General features: G+C 68.9%; 16 protein-coding genes and 1 pseudogene. 11 read left to right on the top strand and 6 right to left on the bottom strand.

Annotated elements, in window-relative coordinates; all coding sequences use genetic code 11:
* Genes CLG85_RS11975 through CLG85_RS11960 form a run of 4 tightly spaced genes read left to right on the top strand, consistent with a single transcriptional unit; the run spans position 1 to position 3,265 of the window.
* Complete coding sequence (locus CLG85_RS11975) at positions 1 to 1,239, top strand: cytochrome P450 (protein WP_235865356.1); 1,239 nt, start codon at positions 1 to 3, stop codon at positions 1,237 to 1,239.
* 12 nt (positions 1,240 to 1,251) lie between these two features.
* Positions 1,252 to 1,575, top strand: a complete 324-nt coding sequence (locus CLG85_RS11970; RefSeq protein WP_095881733.1) for a 2Fe-2S iron-sulfur cluster-binding protein — start codon at positions 1,252 to 1,254, stop codon at positions 1,573 to 1,575.
* The gene (locus CLG85_RS11965; RefSeq protein ID WP_095881732.1) at positions 1,572 to 2,750 is read left to right on the top strand and encodes an NAD(P)/FAD-dependent oxidoreductase; all 1,179 of its coding nucleotides are present in this window, start codon (positions 1,572 to 1,574) and stop codon (positions 2,748 to 2,750) included. The genes CLG85_RS11970 and CLG85_RS11965 overlap by 4 nt, the downstream gene beginning before the upstream one ends.
* Positions 2,751 to 2,776: 26 nt before the next feature.
* Entirely contained in the window at positions 2,777 to 3,265 is a 489-nt protein-coding gene (locus CLG85_RS11960; protein ID WP_095881731.1) for a MarR family winged helix-turn-helix transcriptional regulator, read from the top strand.
* A gap of 54 nt (positions 3,266 to 3,319) precedes the next feature.
* Here the strand turns inward: CLG85_RS11960 and CLG85_RS11955 are convergent, their stop codons facing one another.
* Together CLG85_RS11955 and CLG85_RS11950 are read right to left on the bottom strand one after the other, a co-directional pair.
* Entirely contained in the window at positions 3,320 to 4,075 is a 756-nt protein-coding gene (locus tag CLG85_RS11955) for a sulfite exporter TauE/SafE family protein (protein ID WP_095881730.1), read from the bottom strand.
* 115 nt (positions 4,076 to 4,190) lie between these two features.
* Positions 4,191 to 5,180: an NAD(P)-dependent oxidoreductase gene (locus CLG85_RS11950; protein WP_260348945.1), complete on the bottom strand. Its 990-nt coding sequence runs from the start codon at positions 5,178 to 5,180 to the stop codon at positions 4,191 to 4,193.
* Positions 5,181 to 5,533: 353 nt separating this feature from the next.
* Here CLG85_RS11950 and CLG85_RS11945 point away from each other — a divergent pair, with 353 nt between their 5' ends.
* Positions 5,534 to 6,163, top strand: a complete 630-nt coding sequence (locus tag CLG85_RS11945; RefSeq protein ID WP_095884460.1) for a glutathione S-transferase family protein — start codon at positions 5,534 to 5,536, stop codon at positions 6,161 to 6,163.
* A 15-nt stretch (positions 6,164 to 6,178) separates the two neighbouring features.
* Here CLG85_RS11945 and CLG85_RS27420 read toward each other — a convergent pair whose 3' ends face one another.
* Together CLG85_RS27420 and CLG85_RS27415 are read right to left on the bottom strand one after the other, a co-directional pair.
* Positions 6,179 to 6,502, bottom strand: coding sequence for an AbrB family transcriptional regulator (locus CLG85_RS27420; protein ID WP_311734989.1), 324 nt, complete (start codon positions 6,500 to 6,502; stop codon positions 6,179 to 6,181).
* Positions 6,503 to 6,617: 115 nt separating this feature from the next.
* A pseudogene (locus CLG85_RS27415) lies at positions 6,618 to 7,121 on the bottom strand (AbrB family protein); the annotation flags it as partial.
* A gap of 216 nt (positions 7,122 to 7,337) precedes the next feature.
* Between CLG85_RS27415 and CLG85_RS11935 the strand changes: the two are divergent.
* Complete coding sequence (locus CLG85_RS11935; RefSeq protein WP_260348944.1) at positions 7,338 to 8,003, top strand: GntR family transcriptional regulator; 666 nt, start codon at positions 7,338 to 7,340, stop codon at positions 8,001 to 8,003.
* A 63-nt stretch (positions 8,004 to 8,066) separates the two neighbouring features.
* Entirely contained in the window at positions 8,067 to 8,945 is an 879-nt protein-coding gene (locus tag CLG85_RS11930; RefSeq protein WP_260348943.1) for an NAD(P)-dependent oxidoreductase, read from the top strand.
* A gap of 30 nt (positions 8,946 to 8,975) precedes the next feature.
* On the opposite strand, the gene CLG85_RS11925 is transcribed toward CLG85_RS11930, so the two are convergent.
* Complete coding sequence (locus CLG85_RS11925; protein WP_095883600.1) at positions 8,976 to 9,869, bottom strand: LysR family transcriptional regulator; 894 nt, start codon at positions 9,867 to 9,869, stop codon at positions 8,976 to 8,978.
* Positions 9,870 to 9,991: 122 nt separating this feature from the next.
* Between CLG85_RS11925 and CLG85_RS11920 the strand changes: the two genes are divergently transcribed.
* From CLG85_RS11920 to CLG85_RS11905, 4 genes are read left to right on the top strand one after another with little or no spacing between them, the layout of a single operon-like run.
* Positions 9,992 to 10,912 carry an amidohydrolase family protein gene (locus tag CLG85_RS11920; protein ID WP_095883603.1) on the top strand — a complete coding sequence of 307 codons (921 nt, stop codon included), beginning with the start codon at positions 9,992 to 9,994 and terminating at the stop codon, positions 10,910 to 10,912.
* The gene (locus CLG85_RS11915) at positions 10,912 to 12,852 is read left to right on the top strand and encodes a TRAP transporter permease (RefSeq protein ID WP_095883601.1); all 1,941 of its coding nucleotides are present in this window, start codon (positions 10,912 to 10,914) and stop codon (positions 12,850 to 12,852) included. The genes CLG85_RS11920 and CLG85_RS11915 overlap by 1 nt, the downstream gene beginning before the upstream one ends.
* Entirely contained in the window at positions 12,849 to 13,817 is a 969-nt protein-coding gene (locus CLG85_RS11910; RefSeq protein ID WP_095883602.1) for a TAXI family TRAP transporter solute-binding subunit, read from the top strand. The genes CLG85_RS11915 and CLG85_RS11910 overlap by 4 nt, the downstream gene beginning before the upstream one ends.
* Before the next feature lie 59 nt (positions 13,818 to 13,876).
* Positions 13,877 to 14,533, top strand: a complete 657-nt coding sequence (locus tag CLG85_RS11905) for a dienelactone hydrolase family protein (RefSeq protein ID WP_260348941.1) — start codon at positions 13,877 to 13,879, stop codon at positions 14,531 to 14,533.
* Between the two features lie 92 nt (positions 14,534 to 14,625).
* Here CLG85_RS11905 and CLG85_RS11900 read toward each other — a convergent pair whose 3' ends face one another.
* Positions 14,626 to 15,705, bottom strand: a complete 1,080-nt coding sequence (locus CLG85_RS11900; protein WP_260348940.1) for a 4-oxalomesaconate tautomerase — start codon at positions 15,703 to 15,705, stop codon at positions 14,626 to 14,628.
* Positions 15,706 to 15,723 lie beyond the last annotated feature (18 nt).

Below are 15,723 nucleotides of genomic sequence, written 5' to 3'. Positions count from 1 at the left end.
ATGACGCTTTCCACCATGACCCTGATCGAAGGGCACAAGCCCATCACCCCCGCCGCCGGTATCCCGGTCTGGGACATCGATCCTTATGATGCGGAGCTGTTGCGCAACCCGTCGGCCTACTACACCCGGCTGCGCGAGCTGGGCGAGGTGGTCTACATTCCGCGCTACAGCGTGCTCGCCGTGGGGCGCTACGAGACCACCCGTCAGGTGTTCAGTGACCACGAGAATTTCCTCTCGTCGCACGGCGTCGGCCTGAACGATTTCAAGCTCGAGGATCCGTGGCGGCCACCGTCGATCATCCTCGAGGTCGACCAACCCGACCACACCCGCACCCGCAAGGTCATGTCCCGCGCGCTCTCGCCCAAGGTGGTGAAGGGCTTTGCCGATCTTTTCCGCGATACCGCCGAGCAACTGGTCGACCAGCTCCTCGCGAAGGGCACCATCGAGGCGGTCACCGATCTGGCCGAGGCCTTCCCCACCACCGTCTTTCCGAAAGCGGTCGGCATGAAGGACGTCAATCCGCGCCACCTCGTCGACTACGGCGCCATGGTGTTCAACGCCGTCGGCCCCGACAACGCCCTGCGCCGCGAGGCGATGAGCCACGCCGGAGAGATCGTGCCCTGGATCAACGCCGCCTGCACCCGCGACCGGCTGACCGGCGACGGGCTCGGCGCGATGGTCTACGCCTCGGCGGATGACGGCACGCTGACCGAGGCCGAGGCGGGGATGCTGGTGCGCTCCTTCCTGTCGGCGGGGGTCGACACCACGGTGACCGGCATCGGCAACGCGCTCTGGTGCCTGTCACAGAACCCGGAACAGTGGCAGGCGCTGAAGCGCGACCCCTCGCTGATCCGCCCGGCCTTCGAGGAGGTGCTGCGCTACACCTCGCCGGTGCACACCTTCGGCCGCACCGCAGGCCGCGCGACCGAGATCGCGGGCTTCTCTGTCGAGGAGGGCACCAAGGTGATCTGCGTGCTCGCCGCCGCCAATATGGACCCCGCCAAATGGGGCGATCCCGAGGTGTTCCGCATCGACCGCAAGCCCATCGGCCATGTCGCCTTCGGCGCGGGGATCCACGGCTGCGTCGGTCAGAACATCGCGCGCGGCGAGCTCGAGGCGGTGCTTGGCGCGCTGATCGAGAGGGTCGACCGCATCGAGCCGGCGGGCGATCCGGTCTGGCGCCCAGGCAATGCCATCCGGGCACTCGACCGCCTGCCCATCACGCTCATTCCGAACTGAGGAGACCCTTCCATGGTCAAGGTAACCTACGTCGCCCATGACGGCACACGCACCGAACTTCACGGCGATCCGGGCGACAGCGTCATGAGCCTCGCCATCGCACAGGGGATCGACGGCATCGTCGGGGAATGCGGCGGCTCGATGATGTGCGCGACCTGCCACTGCTACGTGGAGGAGGACTGGGCCGAGGCCACCGGCCCGCGCATGGACGGCGAGGAGGACATGCTCGAAAGCGCCGCCTGCGAAGTCACCGAGCGCTCGCGCCTGTCGTGCCAGATCAAGCTGACCGAGGCGCACGACGGGCTGGTGGTGCACCTGCCGGAGGAGCAGGTATGAGCGGCGGCCATGTCGTCATCGTCGGAGCGGGGCAGGGCGGCCTGCAGGCCGCCATGTCGCTCCGGCAGGAGGGGCACGAGGGGCAGATCACCCTCATCGGCGGCGAGCCGGGGCTGCCCTACCAGCGCCCGCCGCTGTCGAAGGCCTACCTCAAGACCGGCGAGGCCGACAAGCTGGCGCTGCGCCCGGCAAGCTTCTTCGAGAGCAAGGCAATCACGCTGCGCCCGGGCATCTGGGTGGATGCCATCGACCGCGCGGCTCAGCAGGTCCGCATCGGCTCCGAGACGCTGGATTATGACGCGCTGATCCTCGCCACCGGCACGCGCAACCTGCGACCGCCGATCCCCGGCCTCGAACGCGCCCTCGACCTGCGCACGCTGGAGGATGCCCGCACGCTGCGCGCCGCGCTCGACCAGCCGCGCCGCATCGCGGTGATCGGCGGCGGCTTCATCGGGCTTGAGTTCGCCGCCGTCGCGGCAGGGCTCGGCCACAATGTCAGCGTTGCCGAGGTCGCGCCCCGGCTCATGGCCCGCGCTGTCTCGCCGGAGATGTCCGAGCGGTTCCGCTCCCTGCATGAGGGACTCGGCACCGAGCTGCATCTCGGCAATGGCGTCAGCGAGGTCACCGAGAGCGGCCTTCTCCTCGCCGACGGCACGGAAGTGACTGCCGATCTCGTCCTGCTCGCCGCCGGGGTGCGCCCCAATGTCGAGTTGGCGCAGGAAGCCGGGCTCGAGGTGGACAATGGCATCGTCGTGGGTACCACGCTGCGCACTGCTGATCCGCAGATCTTTGCGCTCGGCGATTGCGCGGCCTTCCCCGAGGCGACCAGCGGCCGTAGGGTGCGACTGGAATCGGTACAGGCGGCCACGGACCACGCCCGATGCATCGCGAAGGCCATCGTGAAGGGAGAGACCACGCCCTATGCCGCCGTGCCCTGGTTCTGGTCCGACCAGCACGAGCTCAAGCTGCAGATCGCCGGGCTGGCGGATCCGTCCGACGAGAGCGTGGGGCTCGAGGGTGGCGCGGTCCTGCGGTTCCGCGGCGGCTGCCTCACCGCGGTAGAGACAATCAACGACGCCAGGACCCACATGCAGGCGCGGCGCCTGCTGGGCGGAGGTGCGGTGCCCACCCGTGACAGCCTGCTGGAAAAGAATTATGACCTGACAGCCGCATAACAACAACGTCTAGGGGCCACCGCACCGTGACCGATCAGCCGATGGACCGCATCTCGAGCCCGACCCGGACACGCGCCGGGATCCGCATCCTCGACATCGACCATTACGCGCCCTTCCTGCTCAACGCGGTGAGCAGCGCCTGGCAGCGGCAGACCTCGGCCATCTACCGGCGCGACTTCGACCTCGGGATCGTTGACTGGCGGGTGATCGCGATGCTCAACATCGAGCCCGAGATCACGGCCAACCGCATCTGCGAGGTGATCCGCGTCGACAAGGCGGCGGCCAGCCGGTCGCTCAAGCTGCTGGAAGCGCGGGGGCTTGCGACCTACGAGGCCCCGGACAGCGATCCGCGCCGGCGCAGCTGGTGGCTGACCGAGGCGGGGCAGAAGGTGCATGCGGAGATCCTAGCCATCGCGCTGGATTGCGAGGCACGGATGCTTGCCGACGTCCCGGCGGAGGACCTCGAGACCTACCTGCGCGTCATGCGGCTGATGTTGAGGAACCTCGACAAGTGAGAGGCCTGGCGCGGCGTTCCCCGAGGTACGGGGTGTGCCATGGCCACGCGCCCCTCAGCCCAGAAGATCCCGCAGCCCCGCGTACATCAGGCGCAGCGCCAGCAGGATCAGGATGGTGTCGAGCGCCAGCCGGAAACGGCGGTCGTCGATCCGGTTGAGCACCCGCTTTCCGGCCACCGTGCCGAGCAGGCCGGCGGCGATCATCGCCAGCACGAAGGCTCCCCAGTGCGAAAAGGCGAAGCCGAGCAGGCCGAAGGTCAGCGTCTTGACCGCGTGCTGCACCGTCATCAGCGTTGCATGGGTCGCGACATAAGAGTGACGCGGCAGGTCCTGCGACTTGGTGAAGGTGGCCACGAAAAGCCCCGTCGCGCCGAAGAACATGGTGAGGAAGCTCGACACCGCACCGACGACGGCGGGCCAGTCGCGCAGCCCCTTGGGCGGCTTGGCAAAGACCGAGTAGATCACGAAGCCGCCGATACCGATCTGCATGATGGGCGGCGGCAGGGTCACCGCGATGACGCCGCCCGCCGCCGCGCCGATCAGCGAGCCGAGCGCAAAGGCCGGGATCACCGACCAGTGGATGTGGCGGAAGGTCAGCGCCGCGCGCCCGAAGTTCGAACCGAGCTGGATGACGCCATGGGTGGGGATCAGCGCCGCCGGGGGCACCAGGCTCGCCATGACCGCCAGGAGGACACCGCCGCCGCCGATGCCGAAGGCGACGGTGATGAAGGAGGCGGCGAAGCTCGTCCCGATGAGCAGGGCGAAGACCGCGTCGGCCATGCCGTCGGGCAGCAGCAGGGATGGGATCATGGGAGGCTTGCTCACGAAGTAAGGTGCGGCAGGATCTCACCTATTGGGCGGGAGAACAAGGGAGGCGAGACGCTCGAGGCGGACTTGCTCGGCATGCTCCCTGCCCGCCTCGCGCTCAGCCTCGAGCGGGCGACCAGACCTCGGGATTGATCATCTCGACCGGCGCGCCCTGCGCATAGGCGTTCACCAGCGCGTAGATCTCGCCGAATTGCTTGTCGAGCTCCTCGGCGGTGACAAAGCCCACATGCGGCGTCGGGATCACCCGGGGGTGAGAGAGCAGCGGATCCGCCGGATCGGTGACCGGCTCGCCGGGGAAGACATCAAGCGCGGCCTGGCCGATGCGGCCGGCTTCCAGCGCGCCCAGCAGGGCGCCCGGCGCAATGAGCCCGGCGCGCGACGTGTTTACCAGCACCGAGGCCGGCTGCATCGCCATGAGGTCGGCCTCGGTGATCTCGCCTCGGGTCTCCGGCAGAAAGCGCTTGTGGATCGAGACCACGTCCGAGCTGGCGAAGAACTCGGTTCGGCTGTCCGGGACGGTCACCCCGTCGGCGGCGGCGCGGGCGCGGCTCGCCTCCGAGGCCCAGACCTGCACCCCCATGCCGAAGGCGCGCGCATAGCCCGCGACCACCTTGGCGATGCCACCGTAGCCGTAGAGCCCCAGCGTCTTGCCCGCGACGTTGCGCCCCAGCGGCGCGTGGCGCTGCCAGGCCCCGGCGCGGGCCGAGGCGATCTGCTCGGGCAAGTGGCGCAGCGCCGCGATGATCAGCCCGAAGGCCAGCTCGGCGGTCGAGGTGGACGGGCCGTCCTTGCTCATCTTCGCGCAGAAGAGCACCCCGGCGCGGCTCAGCGCCCCGGCATCGACATGGCTGTGCTGGCCGCGCATGGCGATCAGCTTCACCCCGTCCAGCGCCTCGGCCAGCTCGGGGGTGATCGCGGTGCGGTCGCGGAACAGCACCACCGCCTCGGCGCCCTTCAGCCGCGCGGCCTGCGTGGCGGCATCGGGCGCGCGGTCGGTCCAGACGGTGACCTCGTGGTCCTTGAGCACGGAAAAGGACGGCAGGCTGCGCAGGCAGTCGTACCAGTCGTCGAGAATGTGAACCTTCACAGCAGGCCCTCCTGGGAAACCGGGTGCTCGGTGCCGACATGCCCCTTGGGAGGGGCGCGGCGGATCACCGGCGAAACGGCCCGGTCCGAGACCGGGACGTCCCACATTGCCGCACCGCCGTCCCGGACGAAAGCCTCGAGCGGCGCCGGCGGGTCCTGCGGGTCCCGAAGCCGCGCCGGTGAAAGACTTGAACCGCCCCGCATTTTCGATACCGTCACAGTCACCTCTGGAGGAGGAGACGGGATGCCGGACAGGGTTTCCGCGACGGACGCACGGGCGCGGCCGAGGGCACGCCACATGGCGCCGGGAGCGCAGGCTGGCCGTGCGAGACCGCATCGGGAGAGAGAACACGCATGATCGATCTTTACACGTGGTCGACGCCGAACGGGCGCAAGGTCTCGATCCTGCTCGAGGAGCTTGGTCTCGAATATCGGGTCCATCCGGTCGACCTGAAGACAGGGTTGCAGAAATCCCCGGAGTTCCTGCGCATCAATCCCAATGGCCGGATCCCCGCGATCGTCGAGGAGGACACCGGCTTCGCGCTCATGGAATCCGGCGCGATCCTCTGGTACCTGGCCGAGAAGCACGGCGCCTTCCTGCCCGACACGGAGGAGGCGCGCATGCAGGTCATGGGCTGGCTGATGTGGCAGATGGGCGGGTTTGGACCGATGCTCGGGCAGGCGCATCACTTCCTCCACTTCAACCCCGGCACGTCGGCCTATGCCGAGGAGCGCTTCGGCGCCGAGGTGCAGCGGCTCTACGCGGTCCTCGACGCGCAGCTCGCGGGGCAGGCGCATATCGTCGGGGAGTATACGATCGCCGACATGGCCTGCTGGCCCTGGGTCGCGCGTTACGCATGGCACGGGGTCGACCTGAAGGAGTTCCCGAACGTGCGCGACTGGTATCGCCGGTTGCGCACCCGCCCTGGCGTGCAGCGCGGCTACCAAGTGCCGGTCGACGTGGGCGAGATTCCTCGGGGTTGATCCGGCGGCGGGACGCTAACGCGGGCCCTTCAGCTTGAGCCCGATCATTCGCGCGGCCAGCGGCGCGCCCGCGACGACCAGCAGCACCCGCAGCAGGTGGTGGACCACGATGAAGCCGAGGTCCGCCCCGGCGATGATCCCGAGCACGGTCATCTCGGCCTGCCCGCCGGGGGCGAAGGAGAGGAATCCCTCGAGCGGTTCGGCGAAGCCGAGCTGCACGACCAGCTCGGTCACCAGCAGCGCCAGCGCGGCAAGGATGCCGACATAGACCGTTCCCGCCAGCACATCCCGGCGCAGCTCGTGCAGGGTCACGCCGACATAGCCGACGCCGATGCCCATGCCGATGAAGAACTGCGCGGTCTTGATCGCCTCGGCGGGGGGGGCGGGCGTGGATGAAGCCGCCGAGCGAGAGCGCCGCGGTCAGCACCAGCGGGCCGATGATCGTCGCGCCGAAAAGGCCGATGCGCTCGCCGCCCTTCCAGCCGATCAGGGCCGCCAGGACCATCAGCGCCAGCTCGGTCAGCGGCACCTCCGAGGCGGTCGCGCCCATCGGATGATCGAGCGGCAGCTCGAAACCCTTCACGATCAGCAGCGGCGCCACGGTCACGATGATCAGCACCCGCGTCGCATGCGCCAGCGACAGCGCCCGCACGTTGGCCCCGGCGTCCTGGCCGAAGGCGAGCATGTCCTGCAACCCGCCCGGCATCGCCGCGAAATAGGCGGTGGGCAGGTCGTATTTGCAAATTTTGTGGAAGTAGGGAACGCCGATCAGCGCGATGGCGGCGATATAGGGCGGGATGAAGGCCACCGAGGCGGCCATCTGCGGCAGCCGCCCCAGCACCTCGGGCGTGATCGATGCGCCGACCGCCACGCCAAGGATGGTCCTGGCCGCCTTGGAGATCACGCCCAGCCCGAGCAGCGGCGCGCCGAAGAGCGCGGCGACCAGGCAGGCGCTCATCGGTCCGAAGAGGAAGGGCAGGGGCAGCGACAGCAGCACGAAGGCCAGCGTGCCGGTGACCGAAAGCGCCACCGTCAGCGCGCGGCGGCGCAGGACCGGCGGATTTGGCGGGGGCGCGACCGCGAGGATATCGGGCTTGTCTTGACGCATTGTATCCATCTGTATACATTTGGATGCATGGCGAGCGCAACCCGTACCATCGCAGAATCCGCAGGCGTGCCGCAGACCCGGGGCGCCTATCACCGGCTGCTCGAGGAGATCAGCTCGGGCCGGATCGAGCCGGGCTCCCGGATCACCGAAACCGAGCTCGCAGAGCGCCTGCAGATGAGCCGCACCCCGGTGCGCGAGGCGCTGCGCCGGCTCGAGGCCGAGGGGCTGGTGACCCACAAGCCGCGGGTCGGCGTCATCGTGCGCCAGCTCGGCTACCCCGAGCTGATGGAGCTCTACGAGATGCGCTGGGTGCTCGAGGGCACGGCGGCCCGGCTTGCGGCCCGGGCGGCCTCGGAGGTGGAGCTCGAGGAACTCGCGGCGATCAACGACGAGATGGCGGCAAGCGCCGGTGACGGCGCGGCGCTCTACGCGCTCAACCGGCAGTTCCATACCACGCTCATCGCCGCCGCCCGCAACCGCTACCTGGTGAAATCGGTGCGCGCCATCGAGCTGACGCTGCAGATCCTCGGGCCGTCGACCCTGCGCGAGATGAGCCGCGCGACCGAGGCGATCGCGGAGCATGCCCGTGTCGTCGAGGCGCTGCGCGCCCGCGACGGTGCCGGGGCCGAGGCGGCGATGCGGGCGCATATGGAATCCGCGCAACGTACCCGGCTGCGGCAACTGCGCCGGCATGGGCGGCTCATGGAAAGCGAGGAGGGGCCGGAGCCCTAGCGGCGGTGGCCACGTACCGGCCGGGAAAGGAGCCCGGCCGCGGAATTGGGGGAGAAGTCATTCATGCGCATTGCGTTCATCGGTTTCGGCGAGGCGGCGCGGGCCTTCACTGATACGCTCATGGCGACGGGGCACGCCCTGTCCTTCGCCGCCTTCGACCTGAAGCGGGATCCCACGATGACCGAGGCGATGCGCGCCCGCGGCGTGGTGCAGGCGGCAACGCCGGAGGCGGCGCTTCTGGATGCCGATTGGATCATTGCGGCGGTGACCGCCGACCAGAGCCTCGTCGCGGCGCAGTCGGTGCGCGCGGGGCTCGCGCAGGGGCAGCTCTATGTCGACATCAACTCGGTCTCGCCCGGCCGCAAGCAGCAGGCGGCGGCGCTGATCGAGGCGCGGGGCGCGCGCTATCTCGACATGGCGGTGATGGCCCCGGTGCATCCGCGCGGCCATGCGACGCCGGTGCTGGTGGCGGGCGCCTGCGCCGAGGCGGTGCGACCCGAGCTCGAGAGCCTTGGTTTCTCCTTCGACGTCGTCGGCCCGGCGCCGGGGGATGCCACGGCGATCAAGATGGTCCGCTCGCTTTTCGTGAAGGGGCTCGAGGCGATCACCGTGGAATGCGCCCTCGCTGCTGCCGCCTCGGGGGTCTACGACCGGGTCATGCCCTCGCTCGAGCGCAGCTACCCGCAGCTCGACTGGGCGGCGGATGTGCCCTACCGCTTCGAGCGCACGCTGCGCCACGGCACCCGCCGCGCCGCCGAGATGCGCGAGGTCGGCGAGACCCTCGACGCGCTGGGGCTGACCGGCGGGCTGGCCCGGGAGATCGCCGAGGTGCAGGCGCGCATGGGGGCTCTCGCGGCCTCCGATCTTAGCGGCGATGTGCCACTGCCCGAGGTGGTCGCCGAGATCGCCCGGCTGCGCGGGGCGCGCATTCGCGAGAGCTGAGCGATGCGGCCCGCCCGCCGCGTCAGGCGATCAGGCGGGGGTGCTCCAGGCGCGGTGCAGCTCCTGCCGCAGCCAGCTGTGGGCCTTGTCGGCGGTCATGCGGTTGTGCCAGATCAGGTGGTTGGCGATGGGCGCCATTTCCAGCGGGACCTCGGCGATGGCCAGCGGATTGCGGCGCGCGAGATATTCCGCCGTCCGGTTGGTGAACACGCCGACCAGATCGGAGCGCATCAGCAGTTCGGGCACGATGGTGAAACTCATCACCGTCATCGCGATGGTGCGCTGGCAGCCGTGGCGCTCGAGCACCGCGTCAAAGGCCGCGCGCTGATCGCCGGTCGAACTGACCACGAGATGCGCATAGGCAAGGATGTCCTCGAGCTCGAGGTGGGCGCCCCGCGCGATCAGCGGGTGGTCGGCACGGCACAGGCAGACGAAGCGATCCTCGAAGGCGAAGAGCCGGCGGATGTGCGGCGGGGTGCTGTCGAACCAGCCCATGGCGATCTGGATGTCCCCGGAATCGATCAGCCGGATCGCGTAATCGCGGTCGGTGGTGCGCAGGTGGATGCCGATCTTCGGGGCGATCCGCCCGAGCCGCTCGAACAGGGGGACGAAGACCGGAAGGCTGAAGCGGTCGGGGGCGCCAATGATGAAGCGGGCCTCTGCTACCGAGGGGTCGAAGTCGTCGGGACGGGAGGCCACGTTCTCGGCATCGCGCAGGATGCGGGCCACCACCGGCGCCAGGTCGGCGGCGCGCGGCGTCGGGCTGAGACCCTCGGGCGTGCGCACGAAGAGCGGGTCCTCGAAGCGATCGCGCAGCCGCTTGAGGGCGTTTGACACCGCTGACTGCGTCCGGCCCAGCCGTTCGCCCGCCCGCGTCACGCTGCGTTCTTCCATCAGGACATGGAAAACCGTCAGCAGGTTCAAGTCAAAATTGTTTAGCAATTACAAACCATCATCATTTGAGTGAATAAACTTTAACATGAAAATCAATTTAACAAATGAGAATTCTTCCGGCAGGTTTCCGGGCAAAGATGGAGGAGATCCCCATGGTAGACACCAAAGGGTCGGACTCGGTGCGCGCAAGCGGGCCGGGCCAGGACTACATGCCTTTTCACCCGTCGCCTGCGAAACCGGCCTTCGTGCCTCCGGCGGGGGCGGTCGATGCGCATTGCCACGTCTTCGGTCCCGCGGCGCGTTTCCCCTTCGCGCCCGAGCGGAAATACACCCCCGTGGACGCGCCCGCCGAGACGCTGTTCGATCTGCGTGATCACCTCGGATTTGCCCGCAACGTGATCGTCCAGGCGACCTGCCACGGCACCGACAACGCGGCGATGCTCGACGCGATCGCGAAATCCGGCGGCCGGGCCCGCGGCGTCGCGGTGCTGGACGAGACCGTCACCGATGCCGAGCTGGAGCGCCTGCATGCGGCGGGCATTCGCGGCGTGCGATTCAACTTCCTCAAGCGACTGGTGGGCGACGCGCCCAGGGACCGCTACGTGAAGGTGGCCGAGCGCATCGCCCGGCTCGGCTGGCACATCGTCATCTACTTCGAATCCGAGGAGCTGGAGGAGCTGAGCCCCTTCATCCGCGCGCTGCCCGGCACCATCGTGATCGACCACATGGGACGCCCGGACGTGACCGCGGGGCTCGGCAGCGAGGGCTTTGCCCGGGTGCGCGCGCTGATGGACGACCCGCGCTTCTGGATCAAGGTGTCCTGCCCCGAGCGACTGACCGCCGCAGGCCCGATGTACGACGACGTGGTGCCCTTTGCCCGGGCGCTGGTCGAGGCAAACCCGGACCGCGTGCTCTGGGGCACCGACTGGCCGCATCCCAACATGCGCTCGCACATGCCCGACGACGGCATGCTGGTGGACATGATCCCGCGCATCGCGCCGACGCCTGAGCTGCAGCGCAAGCTGCTCCTCGAGAACCCCATGCGGCTCTACTGGCCCGAGGAGGTGCTCTGATGACCGCGCAGCAACAACCCTGGGTGCGCTGGACCATCGCCGGTCTTGCCGCGCTGATGTGCGTGGCCTGCATTCTTTGGAACCTCGAGGCGCACACCCGCCTGGGCTTCGCGTTGCTCAAGCAGCAGTACATGGCGCTGCAGCTCGGCCTTGCGCTGGCCATCGCCTTCCTGCGCTACGGCCCGACGGGCGACCGGGTCAAGCGGCCGAACATCGTCGATCTCGGGATCGCGGTGCTCTGCCTCGGCACGCTGCTCTATGCCGCCTATGATTTCGTCTGGCTGCTCAAGGAACAATTCTACCGCCCCTGGCAGATCACCCTGATCGGCGCGGTGGTGGTGATCGGCGTGATGGAGGGGATCCGGCGGCGTGCCGGGCTCATGCTCTTCGGCATCGTCGGGGTGTTCCTGCTCTACGCGCTGGTCGCCGAAAAGGTGCCGGGCAAGCTGGTCGGGCGCGAGCTCTCGCCGCAGCGGCTGGTGGACTACGTGGGCTTCGACAGCTCGGCGGTCTTCTCGGCGCCGCTGGCGGTGGGCACGATCACCGTGTTGCTCTTCGTCTTCTTCGGCCAGCTTCTGTTCGCGGCGGGAGGCGGCGGCTTCTTCACCGACCTCGCCATGGCGGCCACCGGCCGCTCGCGCGGGGGCAGCGCCAAGATCGCGGTGGTGGGCTCGGCGCTCTTCGGCTCGATCTCGGGCAGCGCTGTGTCGAACGTCGCCACCACCGGGGTGATCACCATCCCGCTGATGCAGCGCGGCGGCTATTCCAGGGAAGACGCCGGGGCGATCGAGGCCGTGGCCTCGACCGGTGGCCAGCTCACCCCGCCGATCATGGGGGCCGCGGCCTTCCTGATGGCCGAGTTTCTCGACATTCCCTACACAATGGTCGCGGGTGCGGCGCTGGTGCCGGCGGTGATCTACTATCTCGCGGTCTTCCTGCAGGTCGACCTCATCGCCGCGCGCGACGGCATCAAGGCACCGGAAGAGGACACGCTCACCGTGCATCAGGTGATGAAGGACGGCTGGCACTTCCTGCTGCCCTTCGCGATCCTGCTCTATGGCCTCTTCTGGATGAACCTCGATCCCGAAGACTCGGCGCTGCTGGCCTCGATCGCCATCGTCGCCGTCGGCTTCCTGCGCGGCTACCGGGGCACCCGGCTCTCGGTCAGGACGCTGTTCGACGTCTTCGTGCAGACCGGCACCTCGATGGTGGACCTGATCCTCGTGGTGGCTGCGGCGGGCTTCGTCATCGGCGTGCTGAACATCACCGGGCTCGGCTTCGCGCTGACGCTGCTGCTGGTGGACTCGGTGGGCTCGAACATCGTGCTGCTGTTGCTGATCTCGGCGGTGGTATGCACCATTCTCGGCATGGGGATGCCGACCTCGGGGGTCTACGTGCTGCTGGCGGCGCTGGTCGCACCCTCTCTGGTCGAGGCCGGGGTCACCCCGATCGCGGCGCATCTCTTCATCCTCTACTTCGGAATGATGTCGATGATCACCCCGCCGGTGGCGCTGGCCGCGTTTGCCGCCTCGGCGATCTCGGGAGCCGGGGCCATCGCCACGGGGGTTGCCGCCATGCGGGTCGGCTGGGCGGCCTTCATCCTGCCTTTCGCCTTCGTAGCCACCCCCTCACTGCTGCTCGAGGGCAGCCTGCAGGAGACGCTCGTCGCCTCGCTGCTGACCACGGTCGGCGTCGGTGCGGTGACCATCGGCATCACCGGCTATTGGGCGCGGTCGCTGAACATCGTGCTGCGGATCGCCTTCGTGGCGCTCGGGGCGCTGGCCATTCCGCTCGGCTTCATCGGCCTGCCGATGCTCGCTCATGCGGTCGCCGCGGCGGGAGCGCTGGCTCTCGCGACCGCCCTGTCCGTCAGCAGGCCGGCAAGGGCCGGCGACGGGCGGGCCGCGGACCACAAAGTTCAAACAGGGAGGAACCTATGACTATCATCAAGAACGCCGCGATTGCCGGGCTCATGAGCCTGACGCTGGGCACCGTCGCCGAGGCGCAGGTCGTCTCGATGGCCACTGGGGCGCAAGGCTCGCTGGCCTACAACTCGGGCCAGGCCGTGGCGCGGGTCGCCAATGACAACGGCATCACAGTGCGCACCCAGCCACTGGTGGGCTACATGCCGCTGCTGCAGACCGGTGAGATCGACTTCGGCTTCTCGAACGGCGTCGAGGCGGAATTCGCCTTCTCCGGCACCGGCAACTTCGACCGCGCGCACCCGAACGTGCGGCTCGTCGGGACGCTCTTCAACCTCACGACGGGCATCATGGCGCCCTGCGACCTGGGGCTCGCGACCGTGGCGGATCTCAAGGACCACCCCGAGCTGCGCATCGCCTCGGAGTACACCTCGTCGACCATCATTCCCTATTACATCTTGGGTGCGCTGGCGACCGGCGGGCTGAGCTACGACGACTTCACCAACGTGCCGGTTTCGAGCTTTGTCGACGGCATCAACGCGCTCGGCGACGGGCTGGTGGACATCGCGCTGGTGAGCCTCAACGCCGGTGCCGGCCAGCAGGCCTCGGTGCAGCTCAAGGACCGCGGCGGGCTGTGCTACATCTCGCTGGACGAGTCCGAGGAGGCGACCAAGGCCTTCAAGGAGTTCCTTGCCGCCGGCACCATCGCGAGCCTGCCGCAGAACGAGAATGTCACCGGGCTCGAGAAATCCGGCGCCAACCTCGTGCGCCTGCCCTGGGTGCTGCTGACCAATGCCGATGTCTCGGATGACCTGATCTACGACATGGTCAAGGCGATTGCCGAGAACAAGGAGGCGCTCGGCGAGGCCTTCGGCGCCTTCAAGGCGGCGGATTTCTCGAAGATGGCCCCGGCCAGCGCCACCCCCTACCACCCCGGCGCGCTGCGCTACTTCGAGGGCGCCGGCATCGCCGTCGGCGAGTGACCTTTCAGCCGGGGCCGCGAGTCGCGCGGCCCCGGCGCATTTCGAGGAGACGACAGAAGATGATGACACCTCTCACCGCGGCGGACGGGCATAGCTTCGAATGCTGGATGGCGCAGGCGCAGGGCGAGGCCCGCGGCGGCATCGTGATCCTTCAGGAGATCTTCGGGATCACCGACCAGCTCAAGGGCGTCGCCGCGCGTTACGCTGCGCTCGGCAACAACGTGGCAATCCCGGCGCTTTTCGACCGACAGGAGCGCGGCACCGTGGTGCCCTTCGACAAGGGGGCGATCGGTCGTGAGCTGATGCTGGCGGCCAAGCTCGACGAGACGATGGCCGATGTCGCCGCCACCATCGACGCGCTGCGCGCCAAGGGCGGCAAGGTCGGGGTGATCGGCTTCTGCTGGGGCGGCGGCCTCGCGCTGCGCGCCGCGCAGAAGACCGACGCGGATGCCGCGGTGGCCTTCTACGGCACGCGCCTGCCGCAGTATCTCGACAGCCCGCTGCGGGCGCCGATGCTCGGCCACTTCGGCCGCAGCGACGACCACGTGCCGCCCGAGATGCTGGCCGAGGCGCAGGCCTACCTGCCGCAGATGGAGGTGCACCTCTACGACGCTGGCCACGCCTTCGCCAACGACGCGCGTCCCAGCTACGTGGCCGAAGCCGCGGACCTCGCTCATGCGCGCACCGAAGAGTTCTTCGCAAAGCACCTCGGCTGAGGCCTCTTGCCCCGCGCGGTATGGGCAGGGCAGACATGAGGAAGGGCTCCGGACAGTGTCCGGGGCCCTTTGTCCTTGTCCGATATGCGCGCTCAGGCCCGGGGGAAGACCCGCCCGTCGAAGAGCTTGCGCGCGGTGCGCAGCGACCCGGCGCGCCGCACCGCACCCTCCGCGTCCCGCTCCAGCAGCACCTCTGCCGCGCCGGTGGGGTGTTCGATGGCAAAGGTCTCGCCGCCGCCGGGCAGCACGGCGACCTCGGCGGCGGGGGTGCCGGGCAGGGTGCAGGCGGTGGCGACGCTGACCGCGGCGAAGATGCCGATGGTGGCGTGGCAGCGGTGCGGGATGAAACTGCGGGTGCTGACCACGCCGCCCGCCTGCGGCGCCGAGACCAGCGTCATCTTGGGCACGGATTTCGCCGCCACGTCCCCGAGGTTCATCAGCGGCCCGGCCTGCAGGCGGATCGACTCCAGCCTGGCCTTCAGCGCCGTGTCGCCGTCGAGCGTCTCGCGGCTCTCGGTGCCGGTGATCCCCATGTCCGAGGCGCGCAGGATCACGCAGGGCATGCCGTTGTCGATCAGCGTGCAGGCCAGGCCGTCGATCACGTCCACCCGATTGCCGCTCGGCAGCAGCGCGCCGCACATGGAGCCCGCCAGCCCGTCGAACATCAGCGGCACCGGCGCATGATGGCCGGGCACCCCGTCGATCCGGGCTTCGCCGCGGTAGCTGACCCGGCCCTCCGGGGTCTGCACGCGGGCGACGGCGATCTCGCCGGTGTTGCGCATGTGGATGCGTACCGGGGTCTCGGCCCCCGAGGCCGCGACCAGCCCGCGCTCGATGGCGGCGGGGCCGACCCCGGCGAGGATATTGCCGCAGCCCTGCGCGTCCGAGACCAGCGCCTGGTCCACGAAGACCTGCAGGAAGAGGTAATCCACATCCGCATCCGGGCGCGAGGGCGGCGCCAGCACCGCGACCTTCGAGGTCAGCGGGTCGGCGCCGCCGATGCCGTCGATCTGCGCCGGATCGGGCGAGCCCATGACCCGCAGCAGCAGATCGTCGCGTGCGGCCGGGTCCTGCGGTAGGTCGGAGGCAAGGAAATACGCCCCCTTGGAGGTGCCGCCCCGCATCCAGAGGCAGGGGATGCCCGCTGTCTCGAAATCCTCGATCTGTCCCATCTCTCTCCCTTTGCTCTC

Source organism: Alloyangia mangrovi, from assembly GCF_002300555.2.
In the GTDB taxonomy this organism is placed as follows: Bacteria; Pseudomonadota; Alphaproteobacteria; order Rhodobacterales; family Rhodobacteraceae; genus Salipiger; species Salipiger mangrovi.
The sequence above is the reverse complement of the archived record's forward strand: the minus strand, read 5'-3'. Positions and strand labels throughout refer to the sequence as shown.